This window comes from Gemmatimonadota bacterium (assembly GCA_009838645.1).
Lineage (GTDB): Bacteria > JAAXHH01 > JAAXHH01 > JAAXHH01 > JAAXHH01 > JAAXHH01.
In genome coordinates, this window is the sequence record VXRC01000012.1 from 1 (window position 1) to 21582 (window position 21582).

Sequence of the window (21582 nt, forward strand, 5' to 3'; positions counted from 1 at the left end):
CCCCCCCCCTCACACTCACGAGTTCTTGCCCCCCCCCCCCCCTTTTTTTTACCCCCCCCCCCCCCCCCGCCGGGGGGGGGGGGGGCGGGGCGGCCCCCCCGCCCGCCCCCCCCGCCGGGGACCCGTTCGCGTTCCTCTATCTGCTCGTCGGCGCCTACGCGGTCATCCGCCTGGTATCCTTCGTCCTGGAGATCTTCAAGGACCGGCTTTCCGTCTGGCTCGGCGGCCGCGTGATCGTGTCCGTCCGCGAGGACCTGTACGAGAACCTCTCCCGGCTGAGCATGAAGTTCTACAACAAGCGGCAGGTGGGTTCCCTGATCTCGAGGGTATCCAACGACACGGAAAGCATGATGTGGTTCCTGGTCGATGGCGTGCCCTATATCCTGACCAATCTCCTGCTCCTGGTGGGCATCCTGGTCCTGCTTTTCCTGACCAGCTGGCAACTGACGCTCCTGGTGCTCATCCCCATACCCTTGCTCGTCACCGGCGGGTGGTACTTCTGGATCCGGCTGATCCGGGCTTTCCGGACGAAATACTACCGCTGGGGCAAGCTGGTGGGCATGGCGGGCGAGATGCTCTCCTCGGTACGCGTCGTAAAGACCTTCGTCCAGGAAAAACGGGAGATGCGCCGGTTCAGAAGCAGCAATGAAGGGGTCTTCCGGGGCGATTTCGAGAGCGAGAAGGAAGCGGCCGTCTTCTTCAGCACGGTCAGCATGCTTACGACTTCCGGGCTGATCCTGGTCTGGTATTACGGGGGAACCGCCCGCATCGACGGTACCTTCACCACCGGCTCCCTCATCATGTTCATCGCCTACCTCTGGATGCTGTACGAACCCCTTCGGTGGTTCGGCGAGCTGAACACCTGGTCGAGCCGGGCCATGAGCGGCGCAGAGAAGGTCTTCGAAATCGTCGACACCCCGGCGGAAACCGAGGACCGGGACGACCCGGTCGAGATGAAGGACATGAAGGGCGAGGTGGAGTTCGAAGGCGTGACCTTCGCCTACGAGGCGGGCAAGCCCGTCCTCCACGACATCGGCCTCCACGTGCAGCCCGGCGAGATGATCGGACTGGTGGGCAAGTCCGGATCGGGCAAGACGACGATGACCAACCTGCTGTGCCGGTTCTACGATATCGACGAAGGCAGCCTGATGATCGACGGCGTGCCGATCCGGGACATCGGCCTGAAGGACCTGCGAAGGCAGATCGGCGTCGTGCTGCAGGACTCCTATTTCTTCAGCGGCTCCATCGCGGAGAACATCCGGTACAGCAGTCCGGACGCCTCGTTCGAGCAGATCATGCGGGCGGCCCGGACCGCGAACGCCCACGATTTCATCTGCGCGAAGCCCGACGGTTACGACACGCAGATCGGCGAGAACGGCAAGGAACTTTCGGGGGGAGAAAAGCAGCGGATCGCCATCGCGCGGGCCATCATTCACGACCCCCGCATCCTGGTCCTGGACGAGGCCACCTCGTCGGTGGACACCCACACGGAGAAGCTCATCCAGGAGGCCATCGCCAATCTCGTGAAGGGCCGGACGACCTTCGCCATCGCCCACCGGCTTTCGACCCTGCGGCGGGCGGACCGGCTGGTGGTGCTGGACGCGGGACGGATCGTGGAGACGGGCACCCATGAGGAACTGCTGGACATGAAGGGCCACTTCTACCGCATGGTCGAAACCCAGCGGGCGATCACCGAGGTCATGGCCGTGGGCGGAGGCAAGGCCGACCCGAACCGCGGCGCCAACGGACATACAAACTGAGCGGGGAGATCGAGATGCCGGATGAACCTGGCGTAGAAGCGCCGGACACCTTTGAATTCGAAACGGGGATCGAGAACGCCCCCGTCGAACCCTACAAGGCCCACGAGATCCGGGTCTTCCGGGCGCCGAAGAACACGGTGCGCATGACGGTCCGTGACGAGCGGTCCTACATCCGCGTCCGGCCGGTCAACGCCTCCCCGATGGCCCACTCGGACCGGTACGTGTCGCTCCTGGACATCAAGAACGAAGAAGTGGCCTTCATCAAGGACCTGAACGACCTGGACGAAGATTCCCGCAAGGTCATCGAGGAAGAGCTGGCCCACCGGTACCTGCGGGCGACGATCGAACGGGTGAACTCCATACAGATGGAATACGGCGTCACCTACTGGGACGTCATGACCGACCGGGGCAAGCGCGAGTTCGTCATCCGCGGCCACGAGAATACCCACTGGGCGTCGGATACGCGGCTTTTGCTCACCGACGTCGACGGCAACCGGTTCGAGGTCATCGACTACACGCAGCTGGACGTGCAAAGCGTGCGGCTGATCGAGACCAACGTGTGATCTCATTCGGACCATCCCTCCCTTTCCGCCCTGCCGTAGTATCTGACTTGATTTAATTTTTTAAAATTTATATATTGATCTACGGGAATATCCCGGCCGCCGCCAGTAGCGTCATGTGGCCCGTAAGCGGTTTTGTCCGTTAAATCAGTCCTGTCAATTCCAGAATCCGATTGGGATTCCAGTGAACAGAACGATTTTCAAGCGCCATGCTGTGCCATTCATTGCCGTTGCCTTCGTGCTCACGGCCTTTCTGGCCCTGGCCACCTGCGGCAAAGACAGTCCGACCCGGCCGCCGCCCTCCCAACCGGTGCCGCCCGCTCAACCTCAGCCGCCCGCTCAACCTCAGCCGCCCGTGCAGCCTCAGCCGCCCGTGCAGCCTCAGCCGCCCGTGCAGCCTCAGCCGCCCGCTCAACCGTTGCCTTCGCGCATTACGATCACGCCCACTGTGGTTAATCTGACCGCCCTAGGCGCGACGACGCAGTTGACAGCCTCGGTGTTCGACCAGAACGGCCAGGCGCTGTCCGGCACGGAAGTCGCGTGGTCGAGCAATAACACGGGGGTCGCGACGGTAAGCGGCCAGGGACTGGTCACCGCCGTCGGCAACGGCACGGCGACGATCGCGGCAAGATCCGGAGATATCTCGGCCGAAGCGGTGGTCACGGTCATGGTTATGGAACCCAATCCGGACCGTATGGTACTGGAAGCATTCTACAACGCAACAGACGGTCCAAACTGGACTCGTAATGATAACTGGCTGAGTGCCAAGCCGCTGAACGAATGGTTCGGCGTGAGCACGGATGCCGCAGGACGTGTGACAGACCTGATGTTTTTCCCCAACGGGTTGACGGGATCGATTCCCGCGGAACTCGGTCAACTCGAGCACCTCAGAACACTGTTCATTTTCAGTAACCCGATGACGGGATCGATTCCCGCGGAACTCGGTCAACTTGAGCACCTTGGAGAACTGACACTCTACGGCAACCAGTTGACGGGGTCGATTCCCCCTGAACTCGGTCAACTCGAGCACCTTACGATACTGGACCTTGGCTACAACCAGTTGACGGGGTCGATACCCCCGGAACTCGGTCGACTCGAGCACCTCGAAGAACTAAATCTCAGCCAGAACCGGTTGGCCTCGATTCCCCCTGAACTCGCTCAACTTAGAAATCTCAGAACACTGGACCTTGACAACAACCGGCTGACGGGGTCGATCCCCCCGGAACTGGGACAACTTGAGCGCCTGGAAATCCTGGACCTCAGCTGGAACCGGTTGACCGGGGCACTCCCTCCTGAACTCGGTCGTCTCAAAAACCTGGTGTCCATGGACTTTCAGGTCACCGAGTTGTCAGGGTCAATCCCTCCTGAACTGGGTCAACTCGAGAACCTTGAGAAACTGGAACTCAGCTTAAACTTAATAGCGGGATCGATCCCCCCGGAACTGGGACAACTCAAGAACCTCAGAATTTTGAGTATCATATCCTATTTTGACTATCGATTTACGGGACCGCTGCCTCCCGAACTCGGTCAACTCGAGAACCTGGTCATCCTGGACCTTGACAACAACGATTTGACGGGACCGCTGCCTCCCGAACTCGGTCAACTCGAGAACCTTGAAGCACTGAGGCTCAAACACAACAAGTTGTCCGGATCGATCCCCCCGGAACTCGGCCGTCTCGCAAAACTCACGGAGCTGGATCTTTACTATAACCAGATGGCCGGGACCATACCGCCCGAACTCGGTCAACTCGAAAACCTCATAAGACTGGACCTCAGATCCAACCGGCTGTCGGGGAACATTCCGGAGACCTTTGGCGATCTTGTCAATCTGAGAACGCTTTTCCTTTCGGACAACGCCGACATGGCCGGCTCATTGCCCCTTGCACTCAGCGATTTGAGCCTCGAAAGCCTGTTGCTCAGCGGCACGGACCTGTGCGCGCCGCCTGAACCGGTATTCCGGGAATGGTTGCGGGCGATTCCCGTCAGCCTGGTTGCCCGTTGCGACGCGGGCGCCGGCGGATTGACCGCCTATCTCACACAGGCGACGCAGTCGTTTCAGAATCCCGTACCCCTGGTGGCCGGGGAGGACGCGCTGCTGCGCGTTTTTTTTGCCGGCGACTCGGAAGCGGAAGACACCATGCCGGCCGTGCGGGCCACCTTCTTTCAGGACGGCGCCGAGATCCACGTGGCGAACATACCCGCCCGTCCAGAGACCACGATCCCATCGGCTATAGACGAGGGAGACCTTTCGGCATCGGTTAACGCAAGGGTGCCCGGATCGATTTTGGCGCCCGGATTGGAGATGGTCGTCGAAATCGATCCAGACGGTGACGGCGGACTCCCCGCCGGCATGGCCGGCCGCCTGCCGCTGGAGGGACGAAGGGCCGTGAACGTGCGGGACATGCCTCCCCTGGACCTTACGCTGGTACCCTTGTTGTGGACGGAGAATCCGGACCGTTCGATCCTGTCCCGCACGGAAAGCCTGACCGCCGAATCCGACCTGTTCCGGTTCACCCGGGACCTCCTCCCGGTAGGCGAGTTCACGCTGAACGTACGCGAGCCCCTGTGGACTTCGCTGGATCCTACCAATGCAAACAAAGGCTCTTTCGTGGTGGAAGTTGCGGCAATTCATGCATTGGACGGCGCATCCGGGCACTACATGGGCGTTTTGCGCGAAGAAAGCGGTGGAATTGCCGACAGTCCTGGAAAGATCCTGGTGTCAGGGCTTGATGAAGCCACGATTGCCCATGAATTAGGCCATAACATGACATTGCTGCATGCCCCGTGCGGCGCCGCGTTTCAACTGGATCCTCTTTATCCTTACGGAGACGGGGGCACAGGGTCCTGGGGCTACGATCTTCTTGAAGAGACACTGTTAGACCCCGCCGTCTATGTCGATATCATGAGCTACTGCCTGCCCGATTGGATCAGCGATTACCATTTCAACAAGGCCATGTCCTATCGCCTGTCCGAGTCCGCCGGGTCCGCCCAATCCATGGCCGCGTTTGCCCCCTCCCGGAAGGGACTGCTGCTCTGGGGCGGCGTGACCGACGACGGCGAGCTCTATCTCGAACCGGCCTTCGCGGTTGACGCGCCGCCTTCCGAGCTCCGGCTGGACGGTCCCTACCGGATCACAGGAGAGGACCTGGACGGCGGCGTCCTGTTCAGCTTCTCGCTGGGTATGGCCGAGCTCGTGTGCGAGGAGTACGGTGGCCGTTCATTCGCATTCGTACTCCCGATGCGTCTGGACGTTGCCTATCGCATGGCGCGCATCACCCTCTCCGGTCCCGAGGGCGTCGCGACGCTGGAAGGCCAGGACGAATCCGGCGCCGTACTCCTGACAGACCGTTACACCGGCCAGGCGAGAGGCATCCTGAGGGATTGGCTGGAACCGGGCGCGTCGGCAGCGGCTGTTCGCCGAATCTTGCCGGAACCGGGGCTGGACGTCGCCACCAGCCATGGCGTTCCGCGGCCGGCCGACTGGGACAGGTAGCCTGGTTCGCGTAGCAAATGCAAGTCTCGGCTGTATCGGAAGCGTCATCCGGCTTGATCTTCCATGCAGTTGCCTGCATTTTTTTATTTACTGCTTCAGGCCATCCGGCCTACCAACCGTCGCCGGGCGAAGCGGACGTTCCGATCCGCTTGCCGCCCGCTCGTAGACATAGCCCTGGAAAAGTCGCGATGACCAACGACACCCTCTACCGCGAGTCTCTCCGCCCCCAATTCCACTTCACGGCGAAGAAACACTGGATCAACGATCCCAACGGACTGGTGTATTACGACGGAGAGTACCACCTCTACTTCCAGCATACGCCGGGCAGCATGGTGCACGGCCGGACGACCTGGGGACACGCGGTCAGCACGGACCTGGTGCACTGGCGGCAGCTCCACACCGCCGCGCTGGACGTGGACGAAACTGGATGGATGTGGTCGGGGTCCGCGGCGGTGGATCATCATGACACCGGCGGGTTCCGGGACGGAGACGCGCCGCCGCTCATCGCCTTCTACACGGCGGGCGGAGAAAGGATGTTCCCCGGTAAACGGTGTATACAATGTATAGCCTTCAGCAACGACCGCGGCCGTTCCTGGACGAAATACACGGGCAATCCGGTCGTAGGACACATCCGGGCGGAAAACCGGGATCCCAAGGTGGTCTGGCACGCCCCGACCAGGCAATGGATCATGACCCTGTTCATGGACGATAACGACTATGCCCTGTTCTCGTCTCCGAACCTCAGGTCGTGGAAGCACCTGCAGGACCTGACCCTGCCCGGCGTGTCTGAATGTCCCGATTTTTTCGAACTGCCGGTAGACGGTGATCCTTCGAATACGCGGTGGGTATTCTGGGGTGCAAGCGGGGGCTACCTGCTCGGACGTTTCGATGGGAATGCGTACGAGCCCGAGACGGAAGTCCTGCAGGCGGAACTCGGCGCCAACGGATACGCCGCCCAGACCTGGAGCGACATCCCCGCGGAGGACGGCCGATGCATCCAGATCTCCTGGATGCGGAACGGACGGTATCCGGCCATGCCCTTCAACCAGCAGATGACCTTTCCCGTGGAACTGACGCTCAGGACGCTGCCGGAAGGAATCAGGCTATGCAGGGAACCGGTCGGAGAGATCGAACTGCTCCACGAGAAGACGCACATCTGGCCCACGGGAGATCTGGCGGACAAGGCGGCCGCTCAGTTTCATCCGCGGTTCGAATCGGGCGCGATCAGCAGCTACGCGGTCACGGACCTGCGCGAGGCCGAAAGACGGCTCGTCCTGGCAGACGGGGGCGACCTCTTCGACGTTCGCATGGAGATCGAGGTTGACGAGGGGAAGGGGTTTGCCATTGAAGTGCGGGGCCACGACATCGAATACGACGCGGCCATGCAATCCCTGTCCTGTTTCGGAAGAAGCGCGGACCTCCGTTCGCTTAGCGGGCGGGTGAAGCTCCAGCTCCTGGTCGACCGCACCTCCCTGGAGATCTTCGGCAACCACGGCGAGCTGTCCATGTCCTCCTGCTTCCTGCCTGCCGCCGCAAACCACAGCCTGGCGCTTCGAGCGGATGACGGCGGTGTGCGCATTGTCGCACTGACCGTACACGAACTCAGGTCTGCCTGGGATGTCGGGTAAATCCAAGGCAATTCTTAACATGACCAGCCCGCCGACCAATGCCATCGAGAAGTTTCCCCGGGTCCGCCTCGGCCACGCGCCTACGCCGCTGGACGCCGCACCGCGCCTCGGTACGACCATCGGCATAGAGTTGTGGATCAAGCGCGAAGACTGCACCGGGCTGGCGATGGGCGGCAACAAGGTCCGCCAGCTCGAATTCCCCCTGGGCGAGGCGCAGTCCCGGGATGCCGACACCCTGTTGATCACCAGCGCGGTACAGTCGAACTACGTCCGCGTGGCCGCCGCCGCCGGACGCCAACTCGGCATGGAAACCCACATCCAGTTGGAAGAGCGCGTGCCGGACATGGACGCCCTCTACCGTTCATCAGGCAACGTGCTGCTCGACCGGCTTTTCGGCGCGACGCTCCACTCCTTCCCGGTCGGTGACGACGAACCCGCGGCGGACGCGTCGCTGGACCTGCTTGCCCAATCGCTCGCCGAGGAAGGCCGCAGGCCCTACGTGATCCACCTCGCCCCCGCCCATCCGCCGCTCGGAGCGCTCGGATACGTGATCGCGGCCGGGGAAACCCTGGCCCAGGCCCGGGACCTCGGCCTGGAGTTCGACGCCGTGGTCTGCCCCACGGGAAGCGCCCTGACCCACGCGGGGCTCCTGGTGGGCTTTCGGGCGCTGGGCAAGGCGGTGCCGGTGTACGGCATCTGCGTGCGGCGCGACGCCGGCGGCCAGGTGGCGCGTGTGAGCAAGGTGGCGGAGGATCTCGCCGGGATGATCGAACGGCCGGAGGTGTTCGACGCGGGCGACGTCATGGCGTTTGACGGCGTTCTGGCGCCCGGCTATGGCAGGCTCAATGACACCGTGCGCGAGGCGATCGCCCTGGCGGCCAGGCAGGAGGGGTTGCTCCTCGACCCGGTCTACACCGGCAAGACGATGGCGGGGCTGATCGAACACGTGCGATCGGGCGTAATCCCGGCCGGCAGCCGCGTGCTGTTCGTCCATACGGGTGGACTGCCGGCCCTGTTTGCCTACGGAGACCGCCTGGGCCCGTGGTTGTCGGATGTGCCTTGGGCGGAAGGATAGGATTTCCAACTCAAGTTTCCGGTCTTATTTTAACTGCGTTTCAGCCGTATATACAGTAACCAGGAAGGTTAAACTTCAATCTGATCCGCGAGAACATGGACGAACTGGGTTGGAACGTGACCGAGACGGCCACTCGGCTCGGTTGCGAGCGAGGGACACTGTCGCGCCTTTCACTGAATGCGGTTACAGGCGAGCTACGAACTTGCGCAGGCGCGCCGTGATCGAGCATCTGCCCAACGGCGCGCGGGTGCGATACACATATGATTGATGCTTTGCTTGTGTTATATTCGTCGGTCCGAAGATTTATGACTGCACGTTTTCAGCTTTTTTCTATATGAATGTATAATCCCGGCAGGTTTGAAAACAGCACGTCCCCCCGATTTTACGCTTCGTAACGACTTCTCGACCACCTCGCTGGTCATGTTGGACAGACTAGCGGCGTTATACCGACTCATCCGAACGCCTCGGCGAACTTCCGCGAACGCGTGTTGAGCAGGCTGTAGAAGCCGCGCACTTCCGGGTCGGGGTGGTCGCGCCAGAGACCGGTGGGTATGGTGGTGTACTGGCTGAGGACGGGTCCGTCGCGATGGCCGTAGTAGACCTGGACGGTCTTGCGTTCGTGGGGGGTCTTACGTACGGTGGCGGCGTGTACCACGGACAGGTTGAAGAGGATGACCGTGCCGGCCGGACCGTGGAGGTGGACCACACCGCGCTTTTCGACCTGTGCCTCGATGTCCAGTATGGGGCCGTCGGTGGGTTCCGGCGAAATGGAAAAGCAGTGGGTTTCCTCGCTCACGTCGGACAGGTAGAGCATCATCTGGAGGTAGCCGCAGCGGTGGGGCCGGTCGGTCATGTGGCTCCGGTCCCGGTGCCATACCTCCACCGGGTCGCCCGCGTGCGGCGCCATGTGGCGCAAGCAGGCCTCCGCGAGGCAACCGGGTCCTTCGAAGATAGTCTCGATCGGGTCGATGAGCACGGGGTGGCGGATCAGCCCGTCGAATTCCGGGGAGGATATGAGCGGCTCGCAGTTCACGCTCTGATGGCCGTCGAAGGCGATGGGCCGCCAGAAATACCCCGTCTCCGACCGGTCACGGTCATACAGTTCGACGAAGCGGCCGACCTCTTCCGGGGTAAAGGGCTGTCCGAGACTTACGTAACCGTTTTGCTCGAAGAATTCGAGATCGACCACCGTTGGAGCGACCTCCCCCGCCTGCCACATCCCGCCCGCCACATCCCGCCTGCCACGTCCCGCCTGCCTCGGTTCGCCCGCTCCGACCCATCTTTCTCGGTCTGCGATCTTCGGCGCACCCGCCCTGGTCCGCAGCTTACGCTCCGTTCATGACGTCCCGGAACATCTCCGAGAAGACGGCCCGGTCTCCTGGCGTGCCCACCGTGACCCGGACGAGGCGGTCCAGTCCCGGCACGGCGGGTTTTCTCAGGAACACGCCCTGTTCGATGAGGGCGTTCATCACGGCGCCGGCTCGTTCGCCCGTACCGAAATCGAAGGCGACGAAATTGGTCTGGGAAGGTAGCGAGGATATCCCCGCGTCCGCGGCCAGTTCACGGTAGTCTTCCCTTCCCGCTTCCACGGCTTTCACCACGCTCGCCACGAATTCCGGGTCGCGCAGGGAGGCCAGCGCGCCGGCCTGCGCCACAAGGCTCACGCCGAAATGCAGGCGGACTTTGTCGAAGGTCCGGATGACGTCCCGGTGGGCGATGGCGAAACCGACCCGGGCGCCGGCCATTCCGTGGGCTTTGGAGAAAGTGCGCACTCGGATCAGCCGGGGGTCGTCCACGTCGATGGGGAGAATAGTGTCCGGCGGCACGAAGTCGAGGTAGGCCTCGTCGAGAATGAAGAGGCAATCCGGCGGCAGGCGATCCAGTAGATCGGAGATGGCGTTGCTGCCGTAGTAAGAACCTGTCGGGTTGTCCGGATTGGACAGGTAGAGGATGGAGGCCTTCTGTTTCGCGGCCAGGTCCGTCAGCGCCGTCAAATCGTTGCGGTCGTTGCGGTAGGGCACCGTTTCCAGCCTGCCGCCGAAACCGTCGACGTGATAGACGAAGGTGGGGTAGCAACCGAGGGATGCGGCGACCGCGTCGCCCGGGTCCATGTACATGCGGACGATCAGCCCCAGCAGGTCGTCGATCCCGGCGCCGAGGGTCACGTTCCCGATGTCCACGCCGTGCATCGCGGCCAGTTCGGCCCGCAGCTCATAGCCTTCCGGGTCGCAGTACCAGGCGACGCCTCGCGCGGCTTCGCTCATGGCCGCCTCGGCCCGGGGCGATACGCCGAAGGCACTTTCGTTGGCGCCGATGCGCACCCGGAACGGTTTCCCCTGCTGCCGTTCGATGGTCTCGGGACCCACGAAGGGGGTCACGGAAGGCAGGTTCTCGACGATTTCGGAGTAAGGGGGTCTGGACATCGGATCCGGCGCGGTCAGGTTGGCCATGCCGGCCAGGTTATGCCATGCTGGCCGGGCTATGCTTGTCGGGTTATGCCGCGGTTTCCATGTCGGCGCTGTACGTGCCGGTCCGGGCGGCGCTGTTGCACATGGCACGGTGGTAAAAGGCTTCTTGCCCCGCCTGGAATCTGGCGGGATCTCCACCCCATGCCCGCAACGGGGCCGCCTGCAAGGCGCGGCCGTAGGAGAAACTGAGTTCCCACGGAAGCTCGCCGAACATGCGGTTCATGGCGTTCAGATGCGCCGTGGCGGTCTCGGAGGACTGCCCGCCCGAAAGGAAGGCGACGCCGGGTACCTCACGCGGGACGTTGCGCAGGAAGTTGTTCACCGTGCGGCGCGCGACATCGTCCACGGAAGCCTGCTCAGGACATTCCGATCCCGATATGACCATACTGGGTTTCAGGACGATCCCATCCAGCTTCACCCCCTGCACGGCCAGGGCCTCGAACACTTGCCGCAGCGTAACGCCGGTAACCTCGTCGCACCGATAGATGTTATGGTCGCCGTCCATCAGCACTTCGGGTTCGACGATCGGTACGATGCCGCATTCCTGGCACAGGGCGGCGTAGCGCGCGAGGGCGTGGGCGTTGGCGTCAATACAGACGTCTGTGGGAATGCCTTTCCCGACGGTAATGACCGCCCGCCACTTGGCGAATTGGGCGCCCAGCTTCCTGTACCTCTTCAGGCGAGCCCGCAGGCCGTCGAGCCCCTCGGTGACTTTCTCCCCCGGGAAACCGGCCAGGTCATGAATGCCGGTATCCACTTTGATCCCCGGAATCACGCCTTTGTCGGACAACAGTTTGGGAAACGGCGTTTCGGCCTCGTCCGGGGCCTTCTGGCGCAGGGTCTCTTCGTAGAGGATGACGCCGCTTATGAACGCCTCCATGCCTTCGGTGGTGAACAGCATGTGCCGGTAGGCGCGGCGGTTCTCCTTCGTCGATGGCAGTCCGATGGCATTGAACCGTTGCCTTATGGTGCCGCTGCTTTCGTCCGCGGCCAGGATCCCCTTGTCCGGGGCGACCATGGCACGGGCGACATCATTCAATTTGGAAGACATCTTCTGCGACAACTCCTCACAGGATTGTTACCGGTATTACCGGATTTTCAATTGTTTCGTAGACCGTTAGAAATAACGCGCCCGAAGCCCGCCTGTCAATCCTTTCTTGGCCGGTTGCTTTTGGCTTGAAACGCGGTTCGTCCATCGATATAATACCGCCTGAAGCCTTTTCCGCTCCCCAATCCGCGTCCGATGACCACGGCAGGTCCGCACGGCGCCAGGACGCGGCATCGTCATCGATCCGGATGTCAGGCATCGTCCATGCCCCGCGACACGATTGAGCCGCCCCGCGACACGATTGAGCCGCCCCGCGACACGATTGAGCCGCCCCGCGTTCTGGCCATCGACATCGGCACGTCGTCCGTGCGGGCGATCCTCTTCGACCGTGCGGCCCGCATCGCATCCCCCGCCTTTCAAAAAACCTACGACATGGAGACCACCCCGGACGGCGGTGTCCATATCGACGCGGACCGCCTGGCGGCGGTTGTGGCTTCGGTACTCGACGACTTCTGCGCCTGGGGCGGGCATCCCGCGGGTGGCCGTCCCGCCATCGACGGAGTGGCCATGACCACGTTCTGGCACAACGTCGTGGGCGTGGAGGGAGACCGCGCCGTGACCCCGCTGATCAGCTGGGCCGACACGCGGCCGGGGACGGTCATCGCCGAACTGGCTGAGCGTCTCGACGCCGCCTCCGCCCACGGACGCACCGGTTGCGTGCTCCACGCATCCTATCTCCCCGCCAAGATATGCTGGTTCGCCCGGAACGATCCCGATACGTTCGCCAGGGTGGAACGCTGGATGTCTATCGGCGAATACCTCTTCCTCAGGTTGTTCGGCGCGCCGGCCTGCAGCGTGTCCATGGCTTCCGGTACCGGATTGTTCAACGCCCACCGATGCGACTGGGACGACGAGACGCTGGCCGCGTTGCCGCTGGAACGGGACCAGCTGACGCCCTTAAGCGACGTGGACGAGCCGGTACGGGGTCTGACGGGTGAATACGCTTCCCGCTGGCCCGTCCTGGCTGGAGCGTCCTGGTATCCCGCCATCGGCGACGGCGCCTGCAACAACATCGGCAGCGGTTGCGTGGACGAGGACCGCATCGCCCTGATGGTGGGCACATCCGGCGCCATGCGGATCATGCGGCGTGCCGCGGAGTTCTCGATCCCGGAGGGCCTGTGGTGTTACCGGTCGGACCGCCGCAGGATCCTCATGGGCGGCGCCCTGAGCAATGGCGGGAACGTCTACGGTTGGATGCACGACACGCTGCGCCTGGCCGGCGAACAGCGGGTCGAACGGGACCTGGGCGGGATGGCGCCGGACAGCCATGGCCTTACGGTGCTGCCCTTCTGGGCGGGCGAACGCAGTCCGGGCTGGCACGACGCCGCCCGGGCGGCCATTACCGGCATGACGCTGCACACCACGCCGCTGGACGTCATGCGGGCCAGCCTGGAGGCCACGGCTTACTGTTTCGCGAATATCCATGACCGGTTGCGGTCCATCTGGGGAGATACCGGCGAGATCGTCGCATCGGGGGCCGGCCTGCTGCAGTCGCCCGTCTGGATGCAGATGCTGGCCGATGTACTGGAACGGCCTATCACCGCCTCGAACGTGACCGAGGCCTCGAGCCGCGGCGCCGCGCTGCTGGCGCTGGAGGCCTGCGGCGCGCTGGAAGACCTGGCCGCCGCGCCGGCCCCCCTGGGCAAGACCTATGAACCGGATCGGGCGAACCGGGACCGCTACCGGGAAGCGATGAAACGGCAGCAGGATCTGTACGATATGATGATGGACAGTTGAAGGGCCGGGTTGTATCTTAGCGGGCGTTTGACCCTGGCGAACTTAAATTTAACGAACCGCACGAACGAACGGCGTAATCGAACCGAACCGAAAAGGACGCGAACCGTGTCAGAACACGATCTCGAGCAACGATGCATCAACACCATCCGCCTGCTGGCCGTCGACGCCGTCCAGCAGGCCAACAGCGGCCACCCGGGCCTTCCCATGGAAGCCGCGCCCATCGCCTACGTGCTGTGGACGCGCCTCATGCGGTACAACCCGAAGAACCCCGACTGGCCGAACCGCGACCGCTTCGTGCTCTCCGGCGGGCACGGGTCCATGCTGCTCTACGCCATGCTGCACCTCACCGGCTACGACCTTCCCCTCGATGAGATCAGGAACTTCCGGCAATGGGAAAGCCAGACGCCCGGCCATCCCGAATACGGCGATACGCCCGGCGTGGAGACCACCACGGGACCGCTCGGACAGGGCATCGCGAACGCCGTGGGCATGGCCATGGCCGAGGCCCACCTGGCGGCCCGGTACAACCGCCCCGGCCACGAGATCGTCGACCACTACACCTATGTCATCGCCAGCGACGGGGACATGATGGAGGGCGTCGCCTCAGAGGCCTGTTCCCTGGCGGGGCACCTCGGCCTGGGCAAGCTGATCGTCCTCTACCTGGACAACAGCATCACGATCGACGGCGGCACGGACCTGGCCTTCTCGGAGAACACGGGCCTGCGGTTCGATGCCTACGGTTGGCACGTGCAGCGGGTCCTGGACGGCAACGACCTCGCCCGGGTCGAAGCCGCGGTCGAAATGGCGCGGAACGAGACGGACCGTCCCTCGGTCATCCTGTGCCGAACGGTCATCGGCTACGGCAGCCCCAACAAGGCCGGCACGTCCAAGGCCCACGGCGAGCCTCTCGGCGAAGAGGAAGTCGAACTGACCAAGCAAAACCTCGGGTGGCCGTTGAAACCTAAGTTCCTCGTCCCGGAGGACGTGCGCGCCAGGTTCCAGCAGATGGTCCCCTACGGCAAGGGATGGGAACTGGCCTGGCGTCAGGCCGTCGATGCCTACACGGCCGCCTTTCCCGAACTGGCGGAGACCTGGAAGCAGGCGATGGACGGGGAACTGGCGGCCGGCTGGGACGAAAACCTTCCGACCTTTTCGCCCGACCAGGGGGACATGGCCACGCGGCAGGCGTCCGGTGTGACCATCAACGCGCTGTCCCAGCGCATCCCGGGCCTGCTGGGCGGTTCGGCGGACCTGGCCGGGTCCAACAACACCATGGTGGAAGCCGAATCGAACTACGCCGCCGGAAACTTCGCGGGCCGCAACCTGCACTTCGGCGTGCGCGAACACGCCATGGCTTCCGCGCTGAACGGGATGACGCTCCACGGGGGCCTGCGCCCCTACGCCGGCACGTTCCTCGTGTTCTCGGACTACATGCGGCCAGCCATCCGCCTCGCGGCCCTCATGGGCATCGCGCCGGTCTACGTCTTCACCCACGACAGCGTGGGACTGGGCGAAGACGGTCCGACCCACCAGCCCATCGAGCACTACATGGCGCTGCGGGCCATCCCCAACCTGACCTTGATCCGACCCGCCGACGCCGCCGAAACGGAGGAAGCCTGGGTGGCGGCGCTAAGGCGCACGGACGGCCCCGTCGCCCTGGCCTTGACCCGGCAGAAACTGCCCGTGCTGGACCGGGAAGGAAACGGCGCGGCATCGGGCACGGCACCCGCCGAGGGGTTGGCGTCGGGCTCGGGTCTCGCGCCCGCCGACGGCCTGCACCGGGGCGCCTACGTCCTCGCCGATGCCGACGGAACGCCGGACGTGATCCTCATCGCTTCCGGTTCGGAGGTCCACCTGGCGCTCGCGGCCCGGGAAGCGCTGGCGGGTGAAGGGGTGGCCGCGCGCGTGGTCAGCATGCCGAGCTGGGAACTGTTCGAAGCGCAGACCGATGCGTACCGGGAGTCCGTGCTTCCCGCGTCGGTCACCGCGCGCCTGGCCGTGGAACCCGGCGTCACGCTGGGCTGGGAACGGTACGTGGGCCCGGGGGGCGACGTCATCGGACTGGAACGATTCGGCGCCTCGGCGCCTTACCAGGACGTGTTCGAGCACTTGGGCTTCACGGCAGAAAACATCGCTGGCAGGGCGAAGGCGCTGGTTGAGGTCCGCGGGTGACCGGAAAGCGTCGCACCCGGCCGCCAGTCGAACCCGGCCGCGCCGTGTACCTTCGAGCCGGTTCTAGTATGATCAGAACCCGACCTCCTTGAACACCTCCAGCGGAATCTCCCGCTCCAGGTCTTTGAAGTACTGGTAGTTGGTGTCTACGACCCGGTATCCCATGTTGGTGTACAGGAGAATGGGGCGGGGGCTGCCCGTGTTCGCCTGGGTGGTGGCGTGCCGGTATCCGAGTTGGCGCATCTCCCTGAGCAGCACTTCCATCATGTACCGCCCGAACCCCTTGCCCTGTTCCCCCTTGCTCACCCGTCCTCCCACCGGACTGCCTTCGATGAAAAACCAGGGGATGTAGAAGGTTTCCTGCGCCAGGGCCGACCGGCAGAAATCCCCCAGCGACTGGGCGAATCCCTGCCCGATGCACTGATCTCCCCGGAGGAGCTGGAACTCCATGTTGGGCAGCCTGCCGCGCCCGGGCTGGACGTCGAACCGCGTAGTCACGCCTGGATCCGGCAGTACCGGATCGGGTACCGAGAAATCCGGGAGTTCGAGGAGGATGATCCCCCGCGTAATCCGGTAGTCGTTCATGCAAAGCAGGGCGCCCACATGGCCCATACGGTCGGATTGGAACGCGTGGCAGAAACGGTAGAACCGGTAGCCGAAATAGCTGAAGGCCCGTATCTGGCCGACACCCAAGTCTCGCAAGCGTGCCTCCGCCGCTTCCAGCAGCGCTTGGCCCGCCGGCCTCGCCCCGGCCCGGTAGTGGAAGAACCGGATGAGACCGATGCGGTCCTCCAGCAGCTCCTCGATCGGATGGAGTCCGACGCGGTCGTGCTCCTCGCCCCTGCGGCAGACGGCCACGTGGGCGAACCCCGCGACGGTGCCGTCGTCGCCTTCCACCACCAGGATCGACTCGTCCGACAGGTCTTCGTAGGGCCTGTCCTTCTCTTCGTGCCACCGGACACCGGTCCGGAATTCATCCTCGGTGACGGGATAGCAGTACGGCGTACCGGAGAATTGCTCGTTGTAGAAGTCCGTCAGGACGGACGCCTGGTCGAGTTCGAGGGTTCTGATTTTCATGGTGGTTGGGTCCCAGGGTGATGGTCGTGTACCAATGGCCGTGTTCCGATGGCTGTACTTGTCGGGGCACTTGACTGATACGAATTTGGATGCATGGATACGGACCTGCTTGAGGGTTCTTGGTCGGTTTTCGATTCACGTTGTTTTTGTATAATAGCGTGAATGACGTGCATAAATACCAGTTAATTCACGCTGATTTGACAATAACGCGTGAATGAATTAACTTACTCCCATGACAACCAAACCCATGAGAAACCGCATCCATTCCTTGAAACATGAATACGATTCCTTACGTAAAGGCAAGGATGCGCTCTTGACCATGATCGACGAGGTGGAGATTGCCGAGAGCGTGTACAACTCGAACGCCATCGAGAATTCGACGCTGTCTCTCGAGGAAACGGAGCGGATCCTGATGGAACAAATCCTCTCCCGCAATGTATCCATTCGTGAAGTCTACGAGGCGAAAAACCTTGCACGGGTCATGGAATACAAGCGAATCAGGTCGAAGGATACTGAACTGAGCGAAACCTTGATGCTGCAGTTCCACCAGATGCTGATGGGCGGAATCGACGATACCATCGCCGGACGATTCCGACAGCGGGGAGAATACGTACGAGTAGGGACGCATATCGCACCGGCGCCCGAGCACGTGGAACGCATGATGGAAAACCTCCTGATCGATTACGTCAGCGATCTGGAATCTTATTTTCTGGACAAGATCGCGGTTTTTCACTTGGGTTTCGAATACATCCATCCATTCTGTGATGGAAACGGCAGACTGGGGCGGGTCATGATGAACTACCAGCTCCTGCAACTCGGTCTGCCCCGTATCATCATACGCAATTCGGAGAAGGAGAGGTACTACCAGGCGTTCAGGGAATATGAGGACGACGCCTCGACCAGGACCATGGAGAATATCGTATTTCTCGGGCTTATGGAGTCGTTACACAAACGTCTGAGTTACTTGAGAAGCGAGGAAATAATCCGGCTTTCGGATTACATCAGCCAGAACCGCCTGTCGGCGCCGGCATTGACAAACGCCGCCCGGCGGCAAACCATTCCCGCGTTCCGCGAAAAGGGAGTTTGGAAGATCGGAAGAGACTACGAACATCGGGAATAGACAGACCGTATCGACACTACAACCCCAAGAAGGAACCGAATCATGTTGTCAACATTGTCAATATATCACATCCGCCTTCTACTAATTCTGCTCGCGGCATCGCTCCTCTGCGCGTCCGTCGCGCCGCGGGTTTTCGCCCAAACCTTTATCCCGGCCAACCCGGAAGAGGCCGGCGTTTCTTCCGAACGGCTGGCGCGCATCGACGCGGCGCTTGAAGCCTATGTCGAGGAAGAACGGCTGCCGGGCGCCGCGCTCGTGATCGGACGGCGCGGGCACGTGGTCTATGCAAAGGCCTTCGGCTACCGGGACCGCGAGGCGGGGGAACCGCTCGAGATCACGGACCTGTTCCGGATCGCCTCGCAGACCAAGGCGGTCATCTCGGTGGGCGTGATGATCCTCCAGGAGCAGGGGCGCCTGCTGATCGACCAGGACCTGGGTGACTTCATCCCGGAATTCGACAGCACGACCGTCGCCGTTGCAACCGAGGACGGGGGCTATGAAGTAGTCCCCGCCGATCGCAAGATCACCGTGCGCGGCCTGCTCACCCACACGGCCGGTATTGGGTACGGGTGGGGCCCCGGCGCCAGGGCCTGGGAGGAGGCCGGCATCGTGGGCTGGTATTTCGCGGACCGCGACGAACCGATTTCCGATACCGTCGAGCGCATGGCAGATCTGCCCATGGCTGGCCAGCCGGGAGAGGCGTACGTATATGGCTACGCCACGGATATCCTGGGCGTGGTGATCGAGCGGGCCTCCGGCCTGCCGCTGGACGAATTCCTGCGGGTCGAGATCCTCGAGCCGCTGGGCATGGTGGATACGTATTTCTATGTGCCGCCGGAGGAAGCCGACCGGCTCACTGTCGTGTATTCGGTGACGGATGAAAAGGGGATGGAGCGCGCGCCCGATCCGGGCCACATGGTCGGACAGGGCATGTATCTCGAAGGTCCGCGCAAGAGCTTCTCGGGCGGTGCGGGACTCGTCTCCACGCCGGGAGATTACGCCCGCTTCCTCGAGGCGCTACGTCGCGGTGGCACGCTGGACGGGGCGCGCATCCTGTCGCCCAAGACCGTGGAGCTCATGACCGTCGATCATGTCCACGACGCGTGGCAGGGCAACGGCGGCGGGTTCGGCCTGGGGTTCGGCATCACGAAGGAGATCGGCTGGAGCGGCCTGCCCGGTTCTCCGGGCGCCTACAACTGGGGAGGTGCCTATCACTCCACGTACTGGGTCGATCCGGCGGAGGAACTGGTGGTTTCCTACATGACGCAGGTCATCCCCGCCCAGGGTCTCGACGACCACCAGCGCATCCGGGCGCTCGTCTACCAGGCGCTGGTGAACTGAGGCGGCGTCACAACTCGAACACCTTCTCCAGGCACGTCAGGTTGTCGCATCCGCTTTCGGTCACGACCACATTGTCTTCGATCCGAACACCACCGCCTAGATCGGGGTAGTACAGGCCCGGTTCGACGGTTACGACGTGGCCGGCAACGAGGACCTGCGACACCTTTGATATGCGGGGCGGTTCGTGAATTTCAAGGCCGAAGCCGTGACCCGTGCCGTGGAAGAAGCCCTGCATGCGCCCGTTCTTCGCGCCCGTCTCGTAGCCCCTGCCTTCGAACAGCCGTTCCACTTCCCCGTGGATATCGCGCCCGTCCGCCCCGGCCCGGACCCGCGAGAGCGCGATTTCCTGTCCTTCCAGCACTGTATCGTACAGCCTTAGGAACGTGTCGGACACCGGCCCCTTCGCCACGGTGCGGGTGATGTCCGCGTAGTACCCGGTCTTCATGGACTTGGGAAACAGGTCGAAGATGATGGGCTCGCCGGCGCGCAGGGGGCCGGAACCCCCGTTGTGGGGATCGCAGCCCTGGACGCCCCCGGCGATGATCGTGTGCTGGGCGATGCAGTCCCGTTCCAGCAGGTAGACGTGGATGCGCTTCCGGATGTATTCGGAAGTCAGCGGTCCCTCCGGCCCGTGGAGCAGGCCGTCCTTCACAGTGGCCTCGGCAAGCAGACCGAATGCCATGCGCAGGGCTTCTTCGGTGTGGCGGGAGGCATCCGAGATGGCCGCGACCTCGTCGTCGGTCTTCACAGGGCGCTGGTCCCAGAAGGGATCCGCCTTCGACGCCACCTCGAATCCCCGATCCCGAAGTTTGTCGGCGTAACCCAGGGGGAAGCCGTTCGGTACGCTGACGTGCTTCACTTCCCGTTCCCGGAGCAGTTCGACCACGGCGTCCACGAGTCCAGGATCGGCGTTGCCGCCGACCTTCGCGCGGTCCGTATAGTCCGTGAGCGATACAACTTCATCGACCTTCGACTGTGCCCGCGCGCGGTCTATCTCCAGGTCGCTCATCATGATGGTCTTCCGGCCGCCCACCTGCAGGAAGGTGAAGGGGTCCGGCACGAACATCCCCGCGGCATACAGCATGTCGGCGTCGCGCTCGCTGTCCGCAATGAGCAGGACGGCCTCGTTAACGGGTGAAGCGGTCATTCAGTTGCCTTTCGTTGTGAATCAGTACTGCCTTCGCGTCAATCGTACGTGTAGAAACCCTGGCCAGCCTTGCGTCCGTTTATTCCGGCGGCGACCATCTGCCGCAGCAGGGGCGGGGCGGCGTAGCGGTCGGTGCGGAAGGCGTCGTGGAGCACTTCCGCGATGTAGAGCGTGGTGTCCAGGCCGATGAAATCGAGCAGCTTGAGCGGACCGAGGGGATGGCTGCACCCCAGGACCATGCCCGCGTCGATGTCCTCTTTCGTGGCCACGCCCGATTCGACCAGGCGTACCGCGTCCAGCAGGTAGGGAATGAGGAGGTAGTTGACGATGAAGCCCGGCGTGTCCTTGACCTGGATCACCTGCTTGCCCAGCGATTCGCCGAACTGCCGGGCCGTATCCACGGTCTCCGCGCTGGTCTGCAGTCCGACGATCATTTCGATGAGTCCCATGACCGGCACGGGATTGAAAAAATGGAGACCGAGCACCTGCTCCGGCCGGTCTGTCGCCGCGGCCAGTTCGGTGATGGAAATGGAGGAGGTGTTGCTGGCCAGGATGGCGCCGGGCGGCGCGATGCCGTCTAAGGTGCGGAAGACCTCCTGCTTGGTTCCCAGGTTCTCGGTCACCGCTTCGATCACCAGGTCGCATTCGGCAAGATCGGCGAATTCCGTCGTGCCGGTGATGCGCCCGAGCACGGCCGCTTTTCCCTCGTCCGTCATCCGCCCCCTGGACACGTTTCGCGACAGGAGACCGTCGATTCGCCCGATGCCGCCGCTCACCAGTTCGTCGGATGCCTCGCGGACGATCGTCCGGTAACCCGCCTGGGCGCACACCTGCGTGATGCCCGATCCCATCAATCCACATCCGATGACGCCCACGGTCTTAATGGCCATGCCGGA

General features: G+C 63.1%; 17 protein-coding genes. 10 read left to right on the plus strand and 7 right to left on the minus strand.

From position 1 onward, the window contains the following. The 6 genes from F4Y38_03745 to F4Y38_03770 form a co-directional block, all read left to right on the plus strand. Positions 1-1760, plus strand: a 1760-nt coding sequence (locus F4Y38_03745) for an ABC transporter ATP-binding protein (GenBank protein ID MXY48396.1), incomplete at its 5' end; no start/stop codon positions are given. A 14-nt stretch (positions 1761-1774) separates the two neighbouring features. Further along, complete coding sequence (locus F4Y38_03750; GenBank protein MXY48397.1) at positions 1775-2323, plus strand: DUF1854 domain-containing protein; 549 nt, start codon at positions 1775-1777, stop codon at positions 2321-2323. A gap of 181 nt (positions 2324-2504) precedes the next feature. After that, positions 2505-5813, plus strand: coding sequence for a hypothetical protein (locus tag F4Y38_03755; protein ID MXY48398.1), 3309 nt, complete (start codon positions 2505-2507; stop codon positions 5811-5813). A 17-nt stretch (positions 5814-5830) separates the two neighbouring features. Next, entirely contained in the window at positions 5831-7441 is a 1611-nt protein-coding gene (locus tag F4Y38_03760) for a glycoside hydrolase family 32 protein (GenBank protein ID MXY48399.1), read from the plus strand. A 19-nt stretch (positions 7442-7460) separates the two neighbouring features. Next, complete coding sequence (locus F4Y38_03765; protein MXY48400.1) at positions 7461-8516, plus strand: D-cysteine desulfhydrase family protein; 1056 nt, start codon at positions 7461-7463, stop codon at positions 8514-8516. Positions 8517-8611: 95 nt separating this feature from the next. After that, positions 8612-8737 (plus strand): hypothetical protein, encoded by a 126-nt coding sequence (locus F4Y38_03770; protein ID MXY48401.1) that lies wholly within the window; start codon positions 8612-8614, stop codon positions 8735-8737. Between the two features lie 230 nt (positions 8738-8967). Here F4Y38_03770 and F4Y38_03775 read toward each other — a convergent pair whose 3' ends face one another. From F4Y38_03775 to F4Y38_03790, 4 genes are all read right to left on the minus strand, one after another. Then, positions 8968-9747, minus strand: coding sequence for a phytanoyl-CoA dioxygenase family protein (locus F4Y38_03775; protein MXY48402.1), 780 nt, complete (start codon positions 9745-9747; stop codon positions 8968-8970). Between the two features lie 94 nt (positions 9748-9841). Then, the gene (locus F4Y38_03780) at positions 9842-10939 is read right to left on the minus strand and encodes an aminotransferase class I/II-fold pyridoxal phosphate-dependent enzyme (GenBank protein MXY48403.1); all 1098 of its coding nucleotides are present in this window, start codon (positions 10937-10939) and stop codon (positions 9842-9844) included. Positions 10940-11009: 70 nt separating this feature from the next. Further along, positions 11010-12035 carry a fructose-bisphosphate aldolase class I gene (locus tag F4Y38_03785; GenBank protein ID MXY48404.1) on the minus strand — a complete coding sequence of 342 codons (1026 nt, stop codon included), beginning with the start codon at positions 12033-12035 and terminating at the stop codon, positions 11010-11012. A gap of 16 nt (positions 12036-12051) precedes the next feature. Further along, complete coding sequence (locus F4Y38_03790) at positions 12052-12291, minus strand: hypothetical protein (protein MXY48405.1); 240 nt, start codon at positions 12289-12291, stop codon at positions 12052-12054. 5 nt (positions 12292-12296) lie between these two features. On the opposite strand from F4Y38_03790, the gene F4Y38_03795 reads away from it, so the two are divergent. Both F4Y38_03795 and tkt read left to right on the plus strand, forming a co-directional pair. After that, a complete protein-coding gene (locus tag F4Y38_03795) occupies positions 12297-13829 on the plus strand; it encodes a gluconokinase (GenBank protein ID MXY48406.1) in 1533 nt (510 codons plus the stop codon). Positions 13830-13934: 105 nt separating this feature from the next. Next, positions 13935-16001, plus strand: a complete 2067-nt coding sequence (gene tkt / locus F4Y38_03800) for a transketolase (GenBank protein ID MXY48407.1) — start codon at positions 13935-13937, stop codon at positions 15999-16001. A gap of 72 nt (positions 16002-16073) precedes the next feature. Here tkt and F4Y38_03805 read toward each other — a convergent pair whose 3' ends face one another. Further along, a complete protein-coding gene (locus F4Y38_03805; protein MXY48408.1) occupies positions 16074-17078 on the minus strand; it encodes a GNAT family N-acetyltransferase in 1005 nt (334 codons plus the stop codon). A 232-nt stretch (positions 17079-17310) separates the two neighbouring features. Here F4Y38_03805 and F4Y38_03810 point away from each other — a divergent pair, with 232 nt between their 5' ends. Then, positions 17311-18198, plus strand: coding sequence for a Fic family protein (locus F4Y38_03810; protein ID MXY48409.1), 888 nt, complete (start codon positions 17311-17313; stop codon positions 18196-18198). A gap of 42 nt (positions 18199-18240) precedes the next feature. Further along, positions 18241-19539 carry a beta-lactamase family protein gene (locus F4Y38_03815; protein ID MXY48410.1) on the plus strand — a complete coding sequence of 433 codons (1299 nt, stop codon included), beginning with the start codon at positions 18241-18243 and terminating at the stop codon, positions 19537-19539. Between the two features lie 7 nt (positions 19540-19546). On the opposite strand, the gene F4Y38_03820 is transcribed toward F4Y38_03815, so the two are convergent. Further along, a complete protein-coding gene (locus tag F4Y38_03820) occupies positions 19547-20686 on the minus strand; it encodes an aminopeptidase P family protein (protein ID MXY48411.1) in 1140 nt (379 codons plus the stop codon). A 38-nt stretch (positions 20687-20724) separates the two neighbouring features. Then, positions 20725-21576, minus strand: a complete 852-nt coding sequence (locus F4Y38_03825) for a 3-hydroxybutyryl-CoA dehydrogenase (GenBank protein ID MXY48412.1) — start codon at positions 21574-21576, stop codon at positions 20725-20727. Between the last annotated feature and the right edge of the window lie 6 nt (positions 21577-21582).

Coding starts and splice junctions, on each gene's coding strand:
- F4Y38_03750 (MXY48397.1), top strand. CDS start 1,775: ATGCCGGATGAACCTGGCGTAGAAGCGCCGGACACCTTTGAATTCGAA.
- F4Y38_03760 (MXY48399.1), top strand. CDS start 5,831: ATGCAAGTCTCGGCTGTATCGGAAGCGTCATCCGGCTTGATCTTCCAT.
- F4Y38_03765 (MXY48400.1), top strand. CDS start 7,461: ATGACCAGCCCGCCGACCAATGCCATCGAGAAGTTTCCCCGGGTCCGC.
- F4Y38_03770 (MXY48401.1), top strand. CDS start 8,612: ATGGACGAACTGGGTTGGAACGTGACCGAGACGGCCACTCGGCTCGGT.
- F4Y38_03780 (MXY48403.1), bottom strand. CDS start 10,939: ATGTCCAGACCCCCTTACTCCGAAATCGTCGAGAACCTGCCTTCCGTG.
- F4Y38_03785 (MXY48404.1), bottom strand. CDS start 12,035: ATGTCTTCCAAATTGAATGATGTCGCCCGTGCCATGGTCGCCCCGGAC.
- F4Y38_03790 (MXY48405.1), bottom strand. CDS start 12,291: ATGCCTGACATCCGGATCGATGACGATGCCGCGTCCTGGCGCCGTGCG.
- F4Y38_03795 (MXY48406.1), top strand. CDS start 12,297: ATGCCCCGCGACACGATTGAGCCGCCCCGCGACACGATTGAGCCGCCC.
- F4Y38_03805 (MXY48408.1), bottom strand. CDS start 17,078: ATGAAAATCAGAACCCTCGAACTCGACCAGGCGTCCGTCCTGACGGAC.
- F4Y38_03810 (MXY48409.1), top strand. CDS start 17,311: ATGACAACCAAACCCATGAGAAACCGCATCCATTCCTTGAAACATGAA.
- F4Y38_03815 (MXY48410.1), top strand. CDS start 18,241: ATGTTGTCAACATTGTCAATATATCACATCCGCCTTCTACTAATTCTG.
- F4Y38_03820 (MXY48411.1), bottom strand. CDS start 20,686: ATGACCGCTTCACCCGTTAACGAGGCCGTCCTGCTCATTGCGGACAGC.
- F4Y38_03825 (MXY48412.1), bottom strand. CDS start 21,576: ATGGCCATTAAGACCGTGGGCGTCATCGGATGTGGATTGATGGGATCG.